Annotated in this window: 26 protein-coding genes; 7 read left to right on the forward strand and 19 right to left on the reverse strand. The window is 38.6% G+C overall.

Annotated features, from left to right (window positions below; translation table 11 throughout):
- Window positions 1-57: 57 nt before the first annotated feature.
- The 14 genes from BUC17_RS08060 to BUC17_RS08115 all read right to left on the reverse strand — a co-directional run bounded on the left by BUC17_RS08060 (window position 58) and on the right by BUC17_RS08115 (window position 8,877).
- Window positions 58-396 carry a hypothetical protein gene (locus tag BUC17_RS08060; protein ID WP_143161757.1) on the reverse strand — a complete coding sequence of 113 codons (339 nt, stop codon included), beginning with the start codon at window positions 394-396 and terminating at the stop codon, window positions 58-60.
- Window positions 397-715: 319 nt separating this feature from the next.
- Window positions 716-1,183: a hypothetical protein gene (locus BUC17_RS08065; protein WP_073363225.1), complete on the reverse strand. Its 468-nt coding sequence runs from the start codon at window positions 1,181-1,183 to the stop codon at window positions 716-718.
- A 1-nt stretch (window position 1,184) separates the two neighbouring features.
- A complete protein-coding gene (locus BUC17_RS08070) occupies window positions 1,185-1,463 on the reverse strand; it encodes a hypothetical protein (RefSeq protein WP_073363227.1) in 279 nt (92 codons plus the stop codon).
- 186 nt (window positions 1,464-1,649) lie between these two features.
- Entirely contained in the window at window positions 1,650-1,952 is a 303-nt protein-coding gene (locus BUC17_RS08075) for a hypothetical protein (RefSeq protein ID WP_073363229.1), read from the reverse strand.
- 273 nt (window positions 1,953-2,225) lie between these two features.
- Window positions 2,226-2,396 (reverse strand): hypothetical protein, encoded by a 171-nt coding sequence (locus BUC17_RS14085; RefSeq protein WP_159433939.1) that lies wholly within the window; start codon window positions 2,394-2,396, stop codon window positions 2,226-2,228.
- Window positions 2,397-2,401: 5 nt separating this feature from the next.
- Complete coding sequence (locus BUC17_RS13995; protein ID WP_143161758.1) at window positions 2,402-2,611, reverse strand: hypothetical protein; 210 nt, start codon at window positions 2,609-2,611, stop codon at window positions 2,402-2,404.
- Window positions 2,612-2,789: 178 nt separating this feature from the next.
- Entirely contained in the window at window positions 2,790-3,365 is a 576-nt protein-coding gene (locus BUC17_RS08080) for a DUF4738 domain-containing protein (RefSeq protein WP_073363231.1), read from the reverse strand.
- Window positions 3,366-3,585: 220 nt separating this feature from the next.
- Window positions 3,586-4,077: a hypothetical protein gene (locus tag BUC17_RS08085; RefSeq protein WP_073363233.1), complete on the reverse strand. Its 492-nt coding sequence runs from the start codon at window positions 4,075-4,077 to the stop codon at window positions 3,586-3,588.
- Window positions 4,078-4,409: 332 nt separating this feature from the next.
- Window positions 4,410-4,943 (reverse strand): hypothetical protein, encoded by a 534-nt coding sequence (locus BUC17_RS08090; protein ID WP_073363234.1) that lies wholly within the window; start codon window positions 4,941-4,943, stop codon window positions 4,410-4,412.
- A gap of 250 nt (window positions 4,944-5,193) precedes the next feature.
- The gene (locus BUC17_RS08095) at window positions 5,194-5,730 is read right to left on the reverse strand and encodes a hypothetical protein (protein ID WP_143161759.1); all 537 of its coding nucleotides are present in this window, start codon (window positions 5,728-5,730) and stop codon (window positions 5,194-5,196) included.
- A 155-nt stretch (window positions 5,731-5,885) separates the two neighbouring features.
- The gene (locus BUC17_RS08100) at window positions 5,886-6,203 is read right to left on the reverse strand and encodes a hypothetical protein (RefSeq protein WP_073363238.1); all 318 of its coding nucleotides are present in this window, start codon (window positions 6,201-6,203) and stop codon (window positions 5,886-5,888) included.
- Window positions 6,204-6,392: 189 nt separating this feature from the next.
- A complete protein-coding gene (locus BUC17_RS08105; RefSeq protein ID WP_073363239.1) occupies window positions 6,393-7,004 on the reverse strand; it encodes a hypothetical protein in 612 nt (203 codons plus the stop codon).
- A 225-nt stretch (window positions 7,005-7,229) separates the two neighbouring features.
- Window positions 7,230-8,123 (reverse strand): lytic transglycosylase domain-containing protein, encoded by an 894-nt coding sequence (locus BUC17_RS08110; RefSeq protein WP_073363241.1) that lies wholly within the window; start codon window positions 8,121-8,123, stop codon window positions 7,230-7,232.
- Window positions 8,124-8,217: 94 nt separating this feature from the next.
- Complete coding sequence (locus tag BUC17_RS08115) at window positions 8,218-8,877, reverse strand: alpha/beta hydrolase family protein (RefSeq protein ID WP_073363243.1); 660 nt, start codon at window positions 8,875-8,877, stop codon at window positions 8,218-8,220.
- A gap of 113 nt (window positions 8,878-8,990) precedes the next feature.
- Here BUC17_RS08115 and BUC17_RS08120 point away from each other — a divergent pair, with 113 nt between their 5' ends.
- Together BUC17_RS08120 and BUC17_RS08125 are read left to right on the forward strand one after the other, a co-directional pair.
- Window positions 8,991-9,266 carry a GNAT family N-acetyltransferase gene (locus tag BUC17_RS08120; RefSeq protein ID WP_073363363.1) on the forward strand — a complete coding sequence of 92 codons (276 nt, stop codon included), beginning with the start codon at window positions 8,991-8,993 and terminating at the stop codon, window positions 9,264-9,266.
- A gap of 55 nt (window positions 9,267-9,321) precedes the next feature.
- On the forward strand, window positions 9,322-9,663 hold the full coding sequence (locus tag BUC17_RS08125; RefSeq protein ID WP_073363244.1) for a hypothetical protein: 342 nt from the start codon (window positions 9,322-9,324) through the stop codon (window positions 9,661-9,663).
- An 86-nt stretch (window positions 9,664-9,749) separates the two neighbouring features.
- Here BUC17_RS08125 and BUC17_RS08130 read toward each other — a convergent pair whose 3' ends face one another.
- Window positions 9,750-10,631: an SDR family oxidoreductase gene (locus tag BUC17_RS08130; protein ID WP_073363365.1), complete on the reverse strand. Its 882-nt coding sequence runs from the start codon at window positions 10,629-10,631 to the stop codon at window positions 9,750-9,752.
- Window positions 10,632-10,740: 109 nt separating this feature from the next.
- On the opposite strand from BUC17_RS08130, the gene BUC17_RS08135 reads away from it, so the two are divergent.
- Window positions 10,741-11,103 (forward strand): winged helix-turn-helix transcriptional regulator, encoded by a 363-nt coding sequence (locus BUC17_RS08135; RefSeq protein WP_073363246.1) that lies wholly within the window; start codon window positions 10,741-10,743, stop codon window positions 11,101-11,103.
- Window positions 11,104-11,153: 50 nt separating this feature from the next.
- On the opposite strand, the gene mtaB is transcribed toward BUC17_RS08135, so the two are convergent.
- The 3 genes from mtaB to BUC17_RS08150 form a co-directional block, all read right to left on the reverse strand.
- Window positions 11,154-12,482, reverse strand: a complete 1,329-nt coding sequence (gene mtaB / locus BUC17_RS08140; RefSeq protein WP_073363248.1) for a tRNA (N(6)-L-threonylcarbamoyladenosine(37)-C(2))-methylthiotransferase MtaB — start codon at window positions 12,480-12,482, stop codon at window positions 11,154-11,156.
- A gap of 189 nt (window positions 12,483-12,671) precedes the next feature.
- A complete protein-coding gene (locus tag BUC17_RS08145) occupies window positions 12,672-13,841 on the reverse strand; it encodes a GlmU family protein (RefSeq protein WP_073363249.1) in 1,170 nt (389 codons plus the stop codon).
- 103 nt (window positions 13,842-13,944) lie between these two features.
- The gene (locus BUC17_RS08150; protein ID WP_073363251.1) at window positions 13,945-14,196 is read right to left on the reverse strand and encodes a type B 50S ribosomal protein L31; all 252 of its coding nucleotides are present in this window, start codon (window positions 14,194-14,196) and stop codon (window positions 13,945-13,947) included.
- A 224-nt stretch (window positions 14,197-14,420) separates the two neighbouring features.
- Between BUC17_RS08150 and BUC17_RS08155 the strand changes: the two genes are divergently transcribed.
- The 4 genes from BUC17_RS08155 to BUC17_RS08170 are packed head-to-tail and all read left to right on the forward strand — an operon-like array spanning window position 14,421 to window position 19,495.
- On the forward strand, window positions 14,421-14,948 hold the full coding sequence (locus BUC17_RS08155; protein WP_073363252.1) for a DUF4199 domain-containing protein: 528 nt from the start codon (window positions 14,421-14,423) through the stop codon (window positions 14,946-14,948).
- Entirely contained in the window at window positions 14,949-15,899 is a 951-nt protein-coding gene (locus BUC17_RS08160; protein WP_073363253.1) for a glycosyltransferase family 2 protein, read from the forward strand.
- A gap of 39 nt (window positions 15,900-15,938) precedes the next feature.
- Entirely contained in the window at window positions 15,939-17,669 is a 1,731-nt protein-coding gene (locus BUC17_RS08165) for a phospho-sugar mutase (protein WP_073363254.1), read from the forward strand.
- Entirely contained in the window at window positions 17,666-19,495 is a 1,830-nt protein-coding gene (locus BUC17_RS08170) for an ABC transporter ATP-binding protein (RefSeq protein WP_073363256.1), read from the forward strand. The genes BUC17_RS08165 and BUC17_RS08170 overlap by 4 nt, the downstream gene beginning before the upstream one ends.
- A 141-nt stretch (window positions 19,496-19,636) precedes the next feature.
- Here BUC17_RS08170 and BUC17_RS08175 read toward each other — a convergent pair whose 3' ends face one another.
- Window positions 19,637-20,359 (reverse strand): hypothetical protein, encoded by a 723-nt coding sequence (locus BUC17_RS08175; RefSeq protein WP_073363257.1) that lies wholly within the window; start codon window positions 20,357-20,359, stop codon window positions 19,637-19,639.
- Window positions 20,360-20,368: the final 9 nt, after the last annotated feature.

Genomic DNA, 20,368 nt, shown 5'->3' on the forward strand with positions numbered 1-20,368 from the left:
TTTCAATTCGCGCGGAAGCGGGGGATTCTAATTAATACTATTAATTATAATTCTAAATTAACGTATTTTATTATTAACTAAATCAAAAATTATAATATCGCCATTTAATTTATAAATTTTCAGATATGTTTTTCCTTTTTGTTTAATTACTGAATCTCCTTCCTCTATTACAGTGGCGAGTTTCCAATGAATTGATTGCTTGTAACCATTTAATATAATTTTATTTCCAAAGTGGTCGTTTGTATCAATTATTTTTTTTTGTATAACCCCATCATACTCCTGCTTTTCAATATTTTCAAAGACTAATGTTTTTGAGGGTCCTTTTAAAATCATTGTAATTGAAAATATTACAAATCCAATTACAAATAAAAACCAAATAAATTTAAACTTATTCATAAATTTAATCATTGTTAGAATTGGAACTATATGTATTTGTTCTTCTATACATCACTCCTGCTCCAATTTTTTCTGAAGGCGCTTGGAAAAACCCCGATAGCGCGGATTTGCAATCCGTGCTAAAACAAATACAATACTATTACTTCTAATTCATTTTGCAATCCGTGCTAATACAATGAATAGGCATATATAGTTTTTATCAAATATAGAAAAACGACATCATAAAGATGTAGTTTTAGCTTTTTACGTTGTGGGCACGGATTGAAAATCCGCGCCATCGGGTTGCAAATCCGCGCTATCGGGAGTGGGACATTACCCCTTAATCACACCAATTATCAATTGATTCTAATTTTGACAATATTTTTTTTGACTCAATCCCGTCAAAATTTCTTTCAAGAAAACCATCCGATGTGATATGATAAATATTTTTATTTTGATATGTTTCGGTTACATTACAATAAGTTGTAAAAAGTACTTTCTCTGTTTTCACGTCAAATTTTTCTAAATCATATCTAAATCCCATCGTTCCGTTTGTTCCAATATCAGTATTTGAAGATGATAAAAAATAGACAGTTCTATTGACACTATCAATGTAGTAGGAATAGTGGAAATATAACATTAAGGGCTGTTTAAAACTTTTAATTATGCTTTCCTTTCCATCAATAAAAGAAATTAAAATTAGTTCCGCTTCGGGTGTGCCAACATTTTTTTCAACCAATTTTAATTCTTGAGAAAAACTCTTCAAGTTTAAAATCAATATCATCAAAGCTGTAATAAGATGTTTCATTTTATTTTATAATTACGTTTTTATTTTCCGCTCTGTAAACAAATTTACCCATTTTACCATCGTTAACTATATTCTGAAGTTGTCCTTTAGTCGCATTTTGTTTTGAATTCAGATTTTGACTTCTGTAATCGGTATTTAAACTTGGATAATATTTGGAAATAAAATTATCCGCGCCTTTTTGAAATTCTTGTTGCAACGGATTAAGAGAAATACCTAATGCATTAGCCGGAGTTATAGAAGCTTGCTGTGACTTTATTTCATCATTTTTATCAAGACCCAATGATTGGGATTGACCATTTAATGAAACCGCAAAACCAACCTCACCATCTAAAAACTGTCTTCCATGTTCAAGTTCATCAGCCTAGTCTTTGGTTTTTACTTTGTGGGCACGGATTGAAAATCCGCGCCATAGGGTTTTGTGGTTATTCTATAACTTATATGAAAGATTCGTGCTGTAGCGGGGAATTTAATTTATATAACTAATGTACTGCTTAACTTCTTTTATTACGTTATTATTGTCAAATATAAACATAAGTCTCATTACTGGACCATTTATGTTATCCACTAAATCTATTTCAAAGCCTGTATTCAATATGAATTCTGCACAAAGGTAGTTATCAATTGGTTTTGAAAAAATTAAGTAAAGTTTAGAATCTGATTTAGGTAATATTTTTTCTAGTAATAAATTCTCTTCACTTTTAAAAAAATATTTCTCACGATATGACTTAGCTCCATTTGAGTCTTCTTCAGTAAAATCATTTATTGGCATAAATTTAATGTACTTTGAGATATTAAAATCAATTACATAACTTTGTTTAATTTTCTTGTTTTTAAGCCAATATCCATGAAAATTATTTACTTTTTTTACGATTTCGTCATTTGTTTTTAAGTAAATTATAGCACTTAAATACTTATTGTCAATAATATCATCTTCTGTTTGAGAATAAATATCCTATACAAAAAAAAACATAATTAAAAAACACAACTTAATTTTCATTTTCCATAATTTGTATAAACATAGTTGTAGGCGATTGCCCGTTTCTCAATTGCCCCCGCTGCGCATCCCGATAGCTTTCGGGATGCTAAGCATTGTGCATAAAAGGAACACTTTGCGAAGCGGGGTAGAAGTATGATTTTCATTTTTACTCAATTTAATAACAATACCCAAAACCACACCTATCAAAGGTGCTATTAAACTAATTATTTCTTTCATTTTTATTAATTTTTAAATGCTGCAATAAAACAAATAATTGCACCCAATGCTGTAAGGATAATAAAACCCCAGTCATCAACTATTCTAACCGTTTTATCATATCCAAAAAGTTTTAACCCTTTTTTCTTTTTATCACTTTTCCACCATCTATGATATACGCAGCCTATAATCGACATTATTAAAAACAATATTCCTTTTAAAAAGTAATCATTCATAATTTATTTGTTTTTATTCTTATCCGACGAAACAGCTCCTTCAATTACTGTTAATTTGGCTTTGTTGTGTTTTTCAAAACATCATTGCCAATTACATCATCAATCACAGGTGTAAAACCCGCTGCGCATAAAAGGAACATTTTGCGTAGCGGGGGAAATAATAAATTTTCATTATAAATTATCCTTCATTTTCTTCATCATCAAAAAAAACTTCCTTTATTTCTATTTCATTATTATTTTTAACTATAAAATTAAATGTGTAACAGTTATCTGTTTCTGGCTTACAAATATTTACAAAAAAAACACTCTCTTTATCGGTCAGTTTTTCAATGTTAAATATTGAAAATTGATAATCATCTAAACCACTAGGAATATATTTTTTAAAGTCATCCTTAGAAATTTTGATTTCAAAAATACTTTTATCTCCTTTTTCAATTTTTATATTCACTTTATTGTCAAAAACAAACTTTTTTAGTTTTTGATTATTTTCTGAATATTCAAAATAATAGACTCTTTCTTTAGTTTCTATGATTTCATATTGAACTTTTGTAGCGTTTTTTAATGTATCTTTTTTTAAAATTACACTATTCGAAGAATTATTATTTATTTCTTTTCGAAGAGTATCATTGCTAATTGAATCACTTGTTATTTCTAATTCGTCAATGTTATTACTTTCATCTTTATTTATTTGTTGGTTACAACTTGATATAAACAACAGAGCAATTAAGGATAGAAGATATTTATTAATTTCCATTTGTATTATTTTTTAATTCTTGCATGATTTCTTACTCGCTAGCGCGGTTTTACAATTCGTAAGAATCCTTTACATTGACACATATATCAAATCTCAAAGTTGAATATACTACATTTAGATGACGTGTTTGCCTTTTACCGTGTGGGCGAAGATTGAAAATTAGCGCTATCGGGATTAACGACGACACTAATATAAAATTGCAAATTAGAAGATCATCAAACTACTTTATCCCTTTGATAACTTTAATTTTTTGAGTATCCACATTATATAATCCAATATCTACAATAATGAGATTGAAATTTTTATTAAATAAAGAAATAAAGTTTTTAAATTTTTTTGGTGTTTTATTATTCTCAATCTTTGATTTAAACTCTATGTAAATTAAGGCTTTTCCGTATTCCTCGTCATTTTTAATTATACTTTTGTCTTTAATAAGAGTATTCCATATTTTAGAATTTGTATTTTCTCTAATAACAATTCCCTCTCCAAAACTTGAATTAGTAATATTTTCTCTTTCAACACATTCAATATTATTAGTACAGATTGGATAAAATTCGATGTACCTTATTTCTCCAGTTCTACTGTAACTAAAATTGACTACTCCATAACCACTATAAACAGCATAATCAGAAATTATTATCTCACAATCAGCCGTTCTTTTCGAACACCCAAAAAGAGAAATCATTAACAAAAAAAACAACTTATATTTCATTTTTCCCCAGTTTTTACATTTCTATCAACTTGCAAAAATCCCTTTATCCTGTTTGTATTTTTATTTGCTTTAGACCTTGAAATAGCATGCTGCAACCATGACCTATATTGCTGAGTATTTGGATTAGTATGTGTGGAACTACCCACTAGCGCGGATTTACTTCGTCTGTTCGGCTAAAGCCTCGAGTGCAATTCGTAAGAATCCTTTACATTGACACATATATCAAATATCAAAGTTGAATATACTACATTTAGATGACGTTTTTGCCTTTTACTGTGTGGGCGAAAATTGTAAATCTGCGCTATCGGGGAACAGAGAATATTAAAGCTTATCTATTCTATATATTCAAAGCTTTTTATAAGCTCAAAGTACTTCTCAAAATTTTCTTTCTTTATATTATAGAGCAAAATCAGTGCTTTTCCATCAGTATATACTTTTGAAACACGACTTGAGTTGAAAACTTTTAAATTTCCTTCACTATATTTCCTTTTAGTCCAATAAGAATTTAGTGTATTAAAAATTTCGTCATCATTTGTATCTCTAATTACCCATTTTCCAGCTTGGCCTTTGTTTTTATATCCAGAATTGATATAAATTATTTCTTTCCCGCTATACTCAAAGAAAAATTCATTGCTTGAAATTTGCCAATTCTTGAGATTCTTGGGAAGCTTTATGCTAAAATTTGTTTTGTAGTATATATCGTTGTCAGCAATAGCATTAATTTTCGATTTATAAATGAATTCATTGTGACTTTCCTTAAAATTAAAGTCCATGTATTCTGTATGAATGTCTTTTCCATGGTCTCTATTTAAAACGCAGGAACTAATCAAGGTCAGAATTATTGTTGCCGTTAATATTTTTCCCATTGTGCATTAATTTTGTCAATTGCATTATGTAAAACTGAAAAAAGAATAGTGATTATCGGATTGTTATTTACATCATAGAAACCAACTCTTGGCTTGTAATTTATTCGTGGTGTGCCTCCTACCCACTAGCGCAGATTTACTTCGTCTGTTCGGCTAAAGCCTCGAGTGCAATTCGTAAGAATCCTATACATTGACATATCAATCAAATCTCAAAGTTGAATATACTACATTTAGATGACGTTTTTGCCTTTTACCGTGTGGGCGAAGATTGAAAATCGGGCTTTCGGGGTTTTAATTCTTGGAAAACTGAAGATAACTCCATAAGGTATTCTTGTGATTTCATTAACTTACTAAAATCAATTTTTTCAAATTCGAAATTTAAAGTATTCGCTATTTCTCTTAAATCGTATATTGAAATCAATGAAAACAATAATTGTAAAAAAACATCATCATCATTTTTATAAATTTTAAAAAGCTTTAAAAAATCTGACAAAATGTACTTATCATGAAATTTACCGAGGCACCATGCTAACGAAACAGCGTTTTTATTAACGTTATGAAATAATTCAAACAACACATTTTCAAGGATCAAATTAACTTCATTATCACTAAGTTTAAGATTATAAATTTGAATATCATTATGGAATAGATGTAGATAATCAACATCGCTATACCGATCTTGAATGTGCCTTTCAACTAATAAACCTAAAGATGTAATTGCAGACAAAGATTTATCTTCATTTTCAGAACGCATAACATAGATTAAATTTTCTACAATATTTTTCATAATCACTTTATAATTATGCCTCGATCATGGATTTACTTCATCTATTCAGCGCAAGCCTCGTGTGCAATCGGTGCTATCAGATATAGTTTCTGCTTTTTACCGTGTGGGCGAAGATTGAAAATCGGGCTTTCGGGTTAATTAAACTTTCTTTGAAATTAATTGTAATTATCTACAAATGGTTTTGCTTGATTTTTATTTGGATCATTAGGAAGGTATATTACATCTATACTATCATACTTTTTTAAGTTATCATTATCATAAAAACCATTATAAAAACTTCCTTCAACTTCAAATCTATAAAACCCTCGAATAGTACCTTTGGAACCAATGCTTTTTACTTCATAAAAAAAAGCTTTTGTTTGTTTACCATTTACTTTCAAATCATTAATATTACTATTATTTCTGATTATAAGAAATATAATTAAGCCGACTAAAGATATCCAAAGCCAGTATTTTTTTATTTTAACTACCATTTGTTTTATCCTCTTTACGTTTAACTACTTCAGCACCTGTATTGGAAACCCGACAGCGCGGATTTACAATCCTTGAAAATCCTATACATTGACATATCAATCAAATCTCAAAATTAAATATACTATCAGAAATTTGATCAATTTTTTACTTTTACAGAGGGCACGGATTGAAAATTAACGTCATCGAGGTTAAAGAAAATTAAATAGCAATGAAAAATTACCCATTGTAGAGTAAACATAATAGTATGATTCATCAACACATTTGTTCGCAAAATGAGTGATTATAACATCGCTATGATTAACTCCAGAACCAAATTCAAGATAATATTTTTCAGGAGTTATTTCCACATTTCCTTTAATTGAAAACTTTTCCATTAATTTCCATCCTTCACCTTTAATGTATTCAAATCTGAATATTTCAACCTTCTTATTTTTTTTATAAATAAGATAATTTTGGATAGTGACATATTCACCAGATTTATTAGCTTCAATGACATAAAAATCATTAGAATTTTTAAAGCGTATGATTTTATTCAAAAATTCATACCTAATTGAATTTATGTTGACCTGATTAAATTCATCAATCTCCCAGTAGCCTTTCAAGGATTTTTTTCTATTCTCACAGACATACTTAAATGTTTCATTTTTAGCTTGACTAATCTGTTTTTCTATAGAATTGATTGTCGAAGTATTCCAAGATTTAAATACTTCATCCATTTCTTTATCTTGTATTTTGTCCAAATAATTTTGAGAAGATAAAAAAACATAAAAACATAAACTGAATTTAATTATTTGATTCATAATTAAAAGGGTGTTTTCTTAGTTTAACTTTTAGGTCGCCTTCTATCTCACCTAAATCTTCATTACGTATTAGACTGACCGCTAGCGCGGATTTACTTCGTCTGTTCGGCTAAAGCCTCGAGTGCAACACCTAGGGATAGATTGAAATTGGCTCCTGTAGTAATTCTCAAATATAAAAAAAGGCGCCAAGGAGCACCTTAATTCATAACTCATAACTCATAATTCCTAATACCCTTCCGTAGGAATCTCAATCTGGTATTTCTTTTTCCCAGGGTTGACCAACTTCTTGTCGCGTAACCATGGATTGTGGATTTTTAAGATTTTGTAATTGACCCCTTGCATTTTGGCAAACTTCGCCAAATCGGTAATCGAACTGTCAACTTCAACGATTTTGGTGGGTAAATTTTCATACAATTCGTGCTGACTCAAATCAAAACCATACAGCTTCGGATTTTGCATAATCGCCTTTAAGGCCAAAATTCGAAACACATACCGGTGGGTTTCATCGGTCAACAAAAGATCGTAATAGTCCGTCACCCCTTGTTCTTCCAATTTGCGCGTAATGCCACTCATCCCACCGTTGTAACTCGCCGCAGCCAACGTCCAAGAACCAAATTTTGCTTTGGCCGCCAACAAATATTTGCAAGCCGCTTCTGTCGATTTTTGTAAATGATAGCGTTCGTCTACCGTTTCGGTGACCTCCATACCTTTTTCTTTGGCCGTATCGGGCATAAACTGCCAAACCCCGCGTGCGCCCGCCGACGAGACCGCATTGGTCAAGGCACTCTCAATAACCGCCAAATATTTGAAATCATCAGGCACACCATACTGCTTCAATATAGGTTCCATCACCGGAAAGGCGCGATTGGCACGCTTCATAATCAGTAAGGTCGACGAATGTAAATTGGCATTCACCAGCAACTCGCGATCAAATCGTTCTTTCACATCGGCCAAATGCAAGGGCGTGGGTTCGCCTGCAAAATCAACCTTCGGCGGAAAATACTGCGACGTCCCTTCGCGAAGTAGTGCTTTGCGCGCATCCCCCGAAAGGGCAAAAATAAAAAGACTGGTAAGTACCACGGCCAAGGCTCCTGTAGCCATCCAACGTATCGGTTTCATAGGACAAAGTTTTTTAGTTCAACGCAGCAGCGCACGGTTTCGTATCCATGCTACAAAGAATTGTTACAAAACTACAAAAATCAGTCCAAACCCCCTATTCTTCGGCCAAAATGGAGGGCAAATGCAAATTGAGCCAGCGGTATTTACTCAAAATCATGGCATGAGTACCGTCTTTTACAGGAATGTAGTGGGTAATATGTTTCGGAGGAAAAACCTCATCGTGTGTACCGTGTATATGAATAACCGACGGATCGGGAATTGTACGATCCCAACAAATAACCTGCTCAATCGCCCAGTCCAAGTAACGCTTGTCGCGCATGTGTAAAAACTGTTCATACAAATGCAATTTGCGTTTCAGCGAATCCCCAAAAGCATACTTGACCAATTTTTCCACATCTTGAAGCCAACCCGTAGGCAATAATTTATAGGCTTTGGTGGTTCGCGCTACTTTAAAACGACGGGGGAATTCGTGTTTCGATTTGACACTGGAAATAATAACAACCTTGCGGGGTTGCAAATAAGCCTGCATTTCTTGTACCAAAATCCCGCCAAACGATACCCCAACCAAAATCGCTGTGGGATCGTGAACCTGAGCCGCCATCCGCTGGGCATACGACGCTAATGTTTCCTCGGGTTCGGGCAAAAACCACTCCAACAAATGAATTTCAAACGATTCCTTTGGTAAGGAAATGCGCGCAAAAATAGAAGTGCTCGCTGCAAGTCCGGGCATAAAATAAACAGGGATGGGCTTCATACTAAAAGATTTAACGTACAGAACGATGGGAGTTTTCCAAATTATTCCGAAATTTGCCTAAAATTAATGAATACTACGTAAACAAGATGAACTCAGAGTTAATTTTGGAACAAATGGAAATTAAGGATAACACCTTTGCCCGTCAATTTGAAACGACGTTCAATGGGGAATTAGTTTCTGTGGAATATTCCTTTCAGGAGAAAAAAATCTTCCTGACCCGCATTAACGGTACAGAAAATGAAGCTTTTGTGACCGAATTATTGAAAAATATTATGGAAATCGCTTACGAACGTAAATTAAAAGTCGTTCCCGTTTTCCCTAAAGTAGCGGCTTTTATGCGGAAACATCCCACCTACCGCGATTTACTTCCCCCCGGCATTCGGATTTAATCAAACCCCTATAGGCCGTTTCCCCTGAAGCGGCTTTTTTATTCCCCAAAGTATCATGAGCGCTGACCAACTTCGCGATGCCGTTCTCGATTTTTTTGAACACATCGAAAAATACTACGGCTGTACCACCGAAATCACCGAAGGATTCATGACGGGTTCGAGCCAACTCGATCCTGACAACACCACCTGGAACCTCGCAGAGTTTCAACTCATCCGCGCGGCCTACCGTACTACCGGCAATCGATTCATGCTCGAAGGCCCCGGCGTGTACTACGAAATTGCCGCCGAAAAAATTATGGACTTCAAACAACCCGGCCGCCATAAATACGAATTTATCGAGCAATACGGATTTGATGTTTTTCGGATAACGCGACTCCATTTTCAAAGTAAATACTAAAACAATACGCTCCAATAAAAAAACCGGTACTGATCCTTCAGCTACCGGTTTAATTTTTGGGGAATTACATCCCTTCTGACTTGAAATTATGCTTGGGTTGGGAAATATATGTTTGTAATATACTCCAAAATCGGCGTAAGCGGTCGCCCCAAAATAGTCGCCAAATCGGTACTCGGAGCATCCAATTCGCCACTCGCTTGGGCCAACGCGAAACTTGAAAAAATACCGATACTTTCAGCCGGTACACCAAACTCGGCTAGGGTTTTTGCATAAACGTCTACTTCGGGAGATACATACACCACCGACTTTCCAGAAAGTGCTGCTAAGTGCTGTGCAATCGTTTCATACGAGACCGATTCTGTATGTGAAAACGAATATACTTTCCCTTCATGCCCTGGGGTGAGCACGATTTTGGCAGCGGCCTCAGCCATTTCCGAACGAAGTACAGCACTAATACGCCCTGTTCCCGCGGGTACAAAAATAACTCCCGTTTGCAACACCTCTGCCCCAATAAAGGCCGGTAAGAAGTCCAAATACAAATTGTTTCGCAAAAAAGTATACGGAATGCCGCTATCTTCAATCCAACGTTCCGTTTGCAAATGCGATTCCGCCACTCCCCATAAAGGAGAAGCCGATGATTCTGTTGTGCGTTGAAAACTGGTGTAAATCAAATGTGCTACGCCAACTTCTTTAGCCGCCAAAACTACATTGCGATGTTGCGACAAACGATGGCCAAGGTCGCTGCTGGAAACAAAAAGAACTTTTGAAACGCCTGTAAAAGCTTTGATCAATGACGCATAATCATCATAATCCCCCAAAGCAACCTCAATCCCCAATGGGTGCCAAGGTTCAGCCGCAGCAGGGGTTCGAACAAGAGCTTTAATCTGTGAAGCGGGAATGCCGTTTTCTAAAAGGGTGTGAATGGCCGTAGATCCAAAATGACCTGAAGCGCCGGTAACTAAAATCATGTTTTTTGTGTTTAAATTCATTACTTCGTATATTTGTTACGCAAAGTAACTAGTAATAGTTTAAAAAAGTAACTTGTTACCAAAAGGTAACTTAATTTAAACTGGTAACATGAAAGTAACTATACCCTCAACGAAGGAAAAAACCAACCTTTGTCCCGTAAGTGCAGTATTGGAATTAATCGGTGGCAAATGGAAACCAATCATCTTGTATTGTTTACGAACGGAGACGCGACGGTTTGGTGAAATTGCGGCACGTATCCCAAGTCTTTCGCGCAAAGTACTTACCGACCAACTAAAAGAATTGGAGCAAGACCAACTGATCATTCGCGTTCAATACAATGAAATTCCGCCTCGAGTGGAATACTCTTTGTCGCCACGGGGAAAAAGTTTAGCCCCCTTACTGGAAGCCATGGAAAAATGGGGAAATGAACATGTACTCCAAAAACAGGAAACGACTACAACAAACCCGTAGTATCCCCAAAAAAATAGGCTTATTGCAAACAAAGGAATGAGGATTAACCATCAACGTATTACCTCCACAAACGCAATGCGCACACTACCCTGTTCGTCAATATGGGTGAGCTGCACTTCGTGTAAGGTATTGACCAATTTGGGATTCCATGGGGTTTTTACTTTCACATAGTTTTCGGTAAACCCATAAATGTAGCCTTCTTTGTTTTCGCCTTCAAACAAAACCGTGCGGGTGGTTCCCAACTGACTTTCATAAAAGGCACGGCGTTTTTTGACCGATAAGCCGCGCAACATCTTACTGCGTTTGGCGCGAACATTATGCGGCACCACACCGTCCATCAAAGCGGCTTCGGTATTATCGCGTTCGGAATAGGTGAAAACATGCAAATAGGAAATATCGAGTTCGTTCAAGAAATGGTAGGTTTCCAAGAAATGTTCATCCGTTTCACCCGGAAAACCCACAATCACATCCACGCCAATACACGCATGGGGCATCACTTCACGGATTTTTGCAACGCGCTCCGTGTAGAGTTCGCGCAAATAACGGCGCTTCATTTTTTTCAAGATGGCATTACTCCCCGATTGTAAAGGAATATGGAAATGGGGGACAAACGTGCGACTCTGCGCAACAAATTCGATGGTTTCGTTTTTCAGCAAATTGGGTTCGATCGACGAAATACGCAAACGCTCAATACCCTCTACTTGATCCAAGGCTTGCACCAATTCCAAGAACGTATGCTCGTGTTTTTTGTTGCCAAATTCGCCTTTGCCATAATCCCCAATATTGACCCCCGTCAAAACAATTTCTTTGATCCCTTGTTGGGAAATTTCTGCGGCATTGCGCAACACATTTTCCATAGTATCGCTACGGGAAATACCGCGCGCCAAGGGAATGGTACAATACGTACATTTATAATCACAGCCGTCTTGAACTTTCAAAAAGGCACGCGTTCGATCGCCAATGGAATAACTGCCCACATAGAAATCGGCTTCCTCAATTTCGCAAGAATGCACCTCGCCCAAGTCGTTTTTGGACAAATCGTGAATGTAATCGGTGATTTTAAATTTTTCGGTAGCGCCCAAAACCAAGTCGACGCCATCTACTGCCGCTAATTCTTCGGGCTTCAACTGCGCATAACAACCTACAGCGGCCACGAACGCTTTTTCATTGCGCTTTAGGGCTTTTTTTACGACTTGTTTGAATTGTTTGTCGGCATTGTCGGTTACCGAACAGGTGTTGATGACATAAATATCGGCTACGTCTTCAAAATCGACACGTTCGAATCCTTCGTCTTGAAAATTTCTCGCAATTGTAGAAGTTTCAGAGAAATTGAGCTTACAGCCTAAGGTGTAAAAGGCTACTTTTTTTTGCTGTTCCATAGTATACACAACCCTTGAAATCGTTGTCAAGCGATTGCGGCCGCAAAGGTAAAGATTTTTCTAATGTGTCACTATACGAATTAGAAAATGTACCCATCCCTTTTTTGAATACATTCTCTAGCTCAGTAGCTCAGAATCTCAGCGACTCAGCGGCTCATAGACACATCGCCACATCGCCACATTGACCCATTAACGATACTTCTTCGTCTCCTCAAACACATGCTCCAAAATACGCGCCTCGACTTCATCAAATTCCACATGACGGCGTGCCATAACGATTTTGGCCGTTTGAAACGCTTTGTTGGTGAGATAGGTTGTCATTCCTGAAGCACCGCCCCAACTGAAACTAGGGACAAAGTTGCGCGGAAATCCCGACCCAAAGATATTCGACGAAACCCCTACAACCGTTCCGGTGTTAAACATGGTATTGATACCGCATTTGCTGTGATCACCCATCATTAAACCGCAAAATTGAAGTCCGGTGCGCGCAAAACTTTCGGTTTCGTAGCTCCATAAGCGAACTTCCTCGTAGTTGTTTTTTAAATTAGAATTGTTACTGTCAGCGCCAATGTTGCACCATTCGCCCAACACCGAATTTCCTAAAAATCCGTCGTGTCCTTTGTTGGAATACGCAAACAAAACCGAATTATTGACCTCACCGCCCACGCGACAATGCGGTCCCACCGTAGTAGCGCCATAAATCTTGGTGGCCAACTTTACCTGAGCTTCTTCACACAAGGCAAAAGGACCGCGAATGACCGAACCTTCCATGATTTCGGCATTTTTCCCGATATAAATTGGTCCCGTTGACGCATTCAAGGTAACAAATTCCAATTGCGCGCCTTCTTCAATAAAAATATGTTCGGGAGCGATAACATTGACCGACTTGGGTATGGGTTGTGAATGACGATCGGCCGTGAGCAGTTCAAAATCCTCGCGAAGGGCGGCATCATTTTTGGCAAAAATATCCCAGGTATGCTCGATTTTTAAACACTCATCCTCAAATTCAAGGATTTCATACGTATCAAAATCCACCTCTTCTTGGGAGTCGTTGGTGTAAAAAGCAATCACGTCTTCGCCACGCATAATCGCTTGATTAGGCTCGAGGTTGCGCACCATTTCTACCAATACCGCATTGGGTAAATACGCCCCATTGAGCATGACATTGGCCTCCATTTCGACCATAGGAAACTTTTCCGACAAGTACTCTTCGGTGAGTGTTGTCGTGGTCGAACCCAAATATTTTTCCCATTTTTCACGAATGGTCAATATCCCAATGCGAATATCACAAACGGGTCGAGTAAACGTAAAAGGTAAAAGGGCATTGCGGACTGGGCCGTCGAAGAGAATATAGTTCATGAGTGATTTTTTCAGCTAATGGGTCAAAACTACGAAGAAATAGGCAATAAAAAAACCACCCCGAAGGATGGCTTTTTCTATTTGAACACACAATAAATACGAATTACTTACCGTGCTTAGCGTATTTTGTTTTGAATTTATCAATACGTCCTGCCGTATCAATCAATTTCGATTTACCTGTATAAAATGGGTGAGATGTACGAGAAATCTCCATTTTAAATACCGGATATTCCACTCCGTCTACCACGATAGTTTCTTTAGTTTCTACAGTAGATTTCGTAATAAATACATCCTCGTTTGACATATCTTTGAAAGCTACCAATCTGTAATTTTCTGGGTGAATACCTTGTTTCATCTTGTAAATCTTTTTATTAGTTATGAAGCAGTTAGCCTTGATGCTTTTATTCTCAAAAAGGTATCAGCGCGCTGCAACGTTTAGTAATCCTTTTAATTTTGAGTGTGCAAAAATACAACTAATTTTCAATTTTCAAATCTATTTTGCAACTTTTTTGAAAAACAAGCGACACATAATGTCTCAGTTAAATTTATATCTTTGTTTCACTTAAAAAAATTGGGAATATGAATCCTATTGTAAAGAAAAACGCCGTAAACTATGGTATTGTGCTAGCACTTGTTACCATGTTAATCAGTACGATTATGTACGTCGTCGATTTGAAATTGTTTGTCAATATGGGAATTGGCTTTGGACAGATTTTGATTTTCTTAATTGTCTACGGCGTAATGCTCCACAAAACCAAAAAAGAAATGGGCGGACAAATGACTTTTAAAGACGCGTTTACCACCTATTTTATTGCAGCGGGTTTGCGGGTAACCCTAGCCACTGTTTTTATGATCTTTTTATTCAACGTGGTCGATGTTGAAGCGAAAGAAATTGTAAAAGAGCATACGGTAAAATTTCAAGTCGAAATAATGCAAAAAATGGGCTCTACCAAGCAACAAATGGAAGAGGCCATCCGAGAACTGAAAGAAAGTGACCAATTTGGAATCGCAACTCAAATCAAAGGTATGGCCTTCGCCTTACTCGGAGTTTCCATTGCAGGTCTTATCTTTGCGGCCATTTTTAAATCCAAAGAGCAAACATTTTAGATGAATATCTCCATCGTTATCCCGTTACTCAACGAACAAGAATCGTTACCCGAACTACACCAATGGATCAAAAAGGTAATGGACCAACACCAGTATACCTATGAAGTGTTGTTTATTGACGACGGGAGCACCGACCGTTCTTGGGCGGTTATTGAATCGTTGTGCCAAGAAAATCCCTGTGTAAAAGGCATTCGCTTTTTTCGCAACTATGGCAAATCACAAGCGTTACATGCCGGTTTTGCCCGTGCGCAAGGCGATGTGGTGATTACTATGGATGCCGATTTACAGGATAGTCCCGATGAAATTCCCGGCTTATATAAAATGATTACAGAGGAAAATTATGACTTGGTTTCCGGCTGGAAAAAGAAACGGTACGACAATGTGGTCACCAAGAATTTACCTTCCAAACTTTTTAATTGGGCCGCGCGAAAAACCTCGGGCGTTTACCTTAACGATTTCAATTGTGGTCTAAAAGCCTACCGAAATCTCGTGGTGAAAAACGTTGAAGTCTCAGGTGAAATGCACCGCTATATCCCTGTACTGGCCAAAAACGCTGGATTCAATCGTATTGGTGAAAAAGTGGTCATTCACCAAGCGCGTAAATACGGTGAATCCAAATTTGGAATGAGCCGATTCATCAACGGGTTTTTGGACTTAATTACCATTTGGTTCCTCTCCCGTTATGGCAAACGACCCATGCACTTGTTTGGTGCCTTCGGAGCCCTGATGTTTGTCCTCGGATTCCTGTCTACAGGATTCATTATTGTGGTAAAACTCATCAAACTCTACACCGGTTTCCATACGATTTTGGTCACCGATAACCCTTTATTTTACATTGCCCTTACTTCGATGATTATTGGTACGCAACTCTTTTTGGCGGGATTTCTTGGCGAAATTATCCTACGCACCAAAAACAACGAAGAGCGCTACAAAATTGCCGAAGAGCGATAATTCATTCAACACCTAACACAAGCTTACAATACGTTTAAAATGCCTATGGAACCCTCCTTAGTAAATAAAGTAAACGAATGGTTGACCCCAACCTTTGACGAGGCCACCCAAGCGGCCATTCGAGAAATGATGACTACCAATCCGAAAGAATTGGAAGAAAGTTTCTATAAAAATTTAGAATTTGGAACGGGCGGCATGCGCGGCATCATGGGTGTGGGAACCAACCGCATCAACCGCTACACCCTCGGGAAAAACACCCAAGGACTCTCGGATTATTTAAAACAAGCATTCCCAGGTGAAGCACTCAAAGTGGTTATCGCCTACGATTGTCGCCACAACAGTGATACGTTGGCCAAAGTTGTAGCCGATGTCTTTTCGGCCAACGGAATTCACGTATACTTGTTTTCTGAATTGCGACCCACCCCCGAACTCTCCTTTGCCCTCAAACATTTACAATGCCATGCCGGTATTGTGTTGACAGCCTCGCACAATCCTCCCGAATACAACGGATATAAAGTGTATTGGCAAGACGGCGGACAATTAGTACCGCCCCAAGATGAAGCCATTATTGAGGTGATCGAAAATGTGCGTTACGATGCGATTCAATTTACCGCCAATGCCGATTTAATCGAATACATCGACAGCGCTATCGATGAGGCATTTGTAGCTTCTACCCTAGCCAACGCGAGTTTCAACACGCCAAAAGAAGCCAGAGAAGGTCTCAAAATTGTCTATACTTCGCTACACGGAACGTCCATCAAAGCGATTCCTGCTGTGTTAACCGCTGCAGGGTATACCGATTTAAATATTGTAAAAGAACAAGCCGAACCCAATGGCGATTTCCCAACCGTAAAGTCTCCCAATCCCGAAGAGCCTGAAGCGCTCACCATGGCCTTGCAATTGGCCGACGCGATTGGCGCCGATATCGTGATTGGAACCGATCCCGACTCCGACCGCCTGGGCGTGGCCGTGCGCAATACACAAAATGAAATGGTATTGCTAAACGGAAACCAAACCATGATTATCATGACCGCCTACCTCTTGGAACAATGGAAACGCGCTGGAAAAATCAACGGCAAACAATTCATCGGTTCTACTATCGTATCCACGCCCATGATGCTCGAATTGGCCTCGGCCTATCAGGTGGAATGCAAAGTGGGATTGACCGGTTTCAAATGGATTGCCAAATTCATCAAAGATTTTCCCGAACTCCAATTTATCGGTGGCGGTGAAGAAAGTTTTGGCTACATGGTCGGTGATGCAGTACGCGACAAAGATGCCGTAGGGGCTACCCTTTTGGTTTGCGAAATTGCCGCTCAAGCCAAAGCCGCGGGCAGTTCCCTCTTCCAAGAGTTGCTCAACCTCTACCTCGATCACGGATACTACAAAGAACATCTTATTTCGCTCACCAAAAAAGGAATCTCAGGCCTGCAAGAAATCAACCAAATGATGATTGACATGCGCCAAAATCCAGTAGCCGAAATCAACGGCCAACGCATCGTGTGTATCGAAGACTATCAAACCTCCAAAGGACGCGATGTGCTCAACGGAAGCGAATTTGAACTCACCATCCCCAAATCCAACGTATTGATTTACTATTTGGAAGATGGTAGTAAAATCTGTGCCCGACCCAGTGGTACCGAACCCAAAATCAAATTTTATTTCAGCGTGAATGCGCCTCTCGCTTCCTTAGAAGAAATTGGAGCGGTAGAAGCCATTTTGGATGAAAAGATTAAAAATTGTATCGCCGATATGGGCTTAGACGCATGAAAGAAATCCTCCAAAAACTAAAACCGTACATCTACCCCTTCAAACATCATGTGGTAGGGAATGTTATTTACAACATTCTCTATGCGTTATTTGGAACCTTGTCCTTTATCACGCTTATCCCCATGATGAACGTTCTTTTTGACCAAACAAAAAAGGTCTACGAAGCACCTGTTTATACCAATTTTTCAGAAGCAAAGGACTACCTCGAGAATCTTTTGTACTATAAAGTCACGCAATTCACCGACTCGGGCACACCGCAAAATGCCCTTTTCTTGGTGGTTTCAATTGTCATTGTAACGTTTTTACTAAAAAACATTGCCGGGTACATGGCCTCCTACCACATGATGCATTTACGCACCAATGTTATGGCAACCATTCGCAACGAAATGTATCAAAAAATCATTGCCCTCCCGATCTCATTTTTTTCCGAAAAACGGAAAGGTGACGTCATGACGCGAATGCTGGGCGATGTAGGAGAAATGCAGAATTCCTTTTTTATGGTGCTCGAACTGATCATCAAAGAACCGCTTACCATCATTTTCTCCATCATTATGATGTTTACCATCAGTTGGAAACTCACCCTGTTTGTCTTTATTTTCATTCCCATCGCTGGATTTATCATTTCGCTGATTGGAAAAAGTCTCAAATCACAATCCCTTCGCGCCCAAAACGAAGCAGGATACCTTATTTCACTACTAGAAGAAACGCTCACCGGACTCAAAGTCGTCAAGAGTTATACGGCCGAAGAAAACTTTAAAAGCCGCTTCGAACAATCGGTACAACGCCTATTAGTACTCTCCAATAAAATCGGGAAGAAAAATAACCTCGCCTCGCCTTTAAGTGAATTACTGGGCATCATAACCATAGCCGTTTTACTCGTCTATGGCGGAACCTTAGTATTGGTAGACAAATCCTTGTCGGGCCCGGTATTTTTGTCGTTTATGGGATTGGCGTACAACATTCTAACGCCAGCCAAAGCGATTTCCAAAGCCTCCTATGCCGTGAAAAACGGAATTGCCGCCGCCGAACGGGTTTTTGAAGTACTCGAAGAAGAAAATACTGTGAAGTCTGAACCCAATGCCGTTCAAAAATCCGACTTCACCGACAACATCACGCTGTCACAGGTCAACTTTGGCTACCAAGACGAACCGGTACTAAAAAACTTTTCACTGACCATTCCCAAAGGAAAAACAGTGGCTTTGGTGGGGCAATCGGGCAGCGGAAAAAGTACGTTGGCCAACCTACTCACCCGTTTTTATGATGTCAATGAAGGTAAAATTGCCATCGATGGCGTTGACATCAAAACCATGGACATTCATGCCCTCCGGCGTTTGATGGGCTTGGTTACCCAAGATTCGATTCTTTTCAATGACACCATCGAAAACAACCTGCGCATCGGAAAACCCGAAGCTACTGAAGCCGAATTAATCCATGCCTTGCAGGTCGCCAATGCCTATGATTTTGTGATGGAATTGCCCATGGGACTCCAAACAAACATCGGAGATGCGGGAGGAAAACTTTCCGGTGGACAAAAACAACGGATTTCCATAGCCCGCGCGGTACTCAAAAACTCACCCATCATGATTCTCGATGAGGCCACCTCAGCCCTCGATACCGAAAGTGAAAAAGCCGTGCAGATTGCCCTCGAAAACATGATGCAAAACCGCACGTCTATTGTCATCGCCCACCGTTTATCGACCATTCAAAACGCCGATACCATTGTGGTGCTGCACAAAGGCGAAATCATCGAGCAAGGCAACCACGCCGAACTCATGGCGCTGGAAGGGACGTACGCCAAATTGGTGACGTTACAGAGTTTTGACTAAGTATTGTTTTTTAGGCAGCAAGAACCGCTGTTTTCAAGCACGCGCCCACACCCGTGCTCCACTGTATCTTTGGGCTAAACCCCAAAGGATGCCGTTGCGCCCGGGGCTGAAAACCAACCCCCTGTTTCAAAAAAAAATCCGCTACGGCAGCGGATTGTATTCTTGAGGAGTCCATGTCGGTGAAAGTAAATCGATAAAGTAGTAATGCACTTTATCTTTTTTATCAAAGGCGCCATTTTTATTCAAATCTTCAATAGCGCGAAAATACAAGCGTCCTAACCCTTCCAAACAATTCCAATCAATCAACTCTTGATACTCCGTGGTGAGTTTGGTAAAATGTTGCCCGTCCAAGGTACTCACATACAAACTGCGAATATCATTGGCATTGACAATTCCATCCTGATTGGTATCGTTGTCTTGTACTTCATAAACCAAGAGTTTCGCTTTCCCTTTTTCGGCCAAACCGTGCAAATACGTAATACGCTCAATGCGTATCGGTTTGTCGGTCAAAGGGCGTAAGGAATCTTTTGGACTTCCCTGGAACTTAATATTGGAGAGGTTGCCTGCAATTTCAAACTCGCTGGTGTTCGACACTTGATAACTTACTCCGCTATCATAGCGACTACTGCTGAAGTCCGCTCCACCTTTACTCCCCTCGTTCAAAGCGACCTCGCCCACCGGAAATAACAACACCGAAGTCCCTGGAAATTGGACCGGCAAATCACACAACGTTAGTAACGTACCGTCTTTTTTCGCCTCCGTTTTGGGAGTCGAACTTTTGGAATAAATTACTTTTGGTTGCGGTGGGGTTTCTTTACAACCCACCAAAAGTACTAGTGACAAGGCAAAAGTCAATCGTTTCATAAGCACTTC

Origin of the sequence: Flavobacterium fontis (assembly GCF_900129405.1) — a bacterium.
Lineage (GTDB): Bacteria > Bacteroidota > Bacteroidia > Flavobacteriales > Flavobacteriaceae > Flavobacterium > Flavobacterium fontis.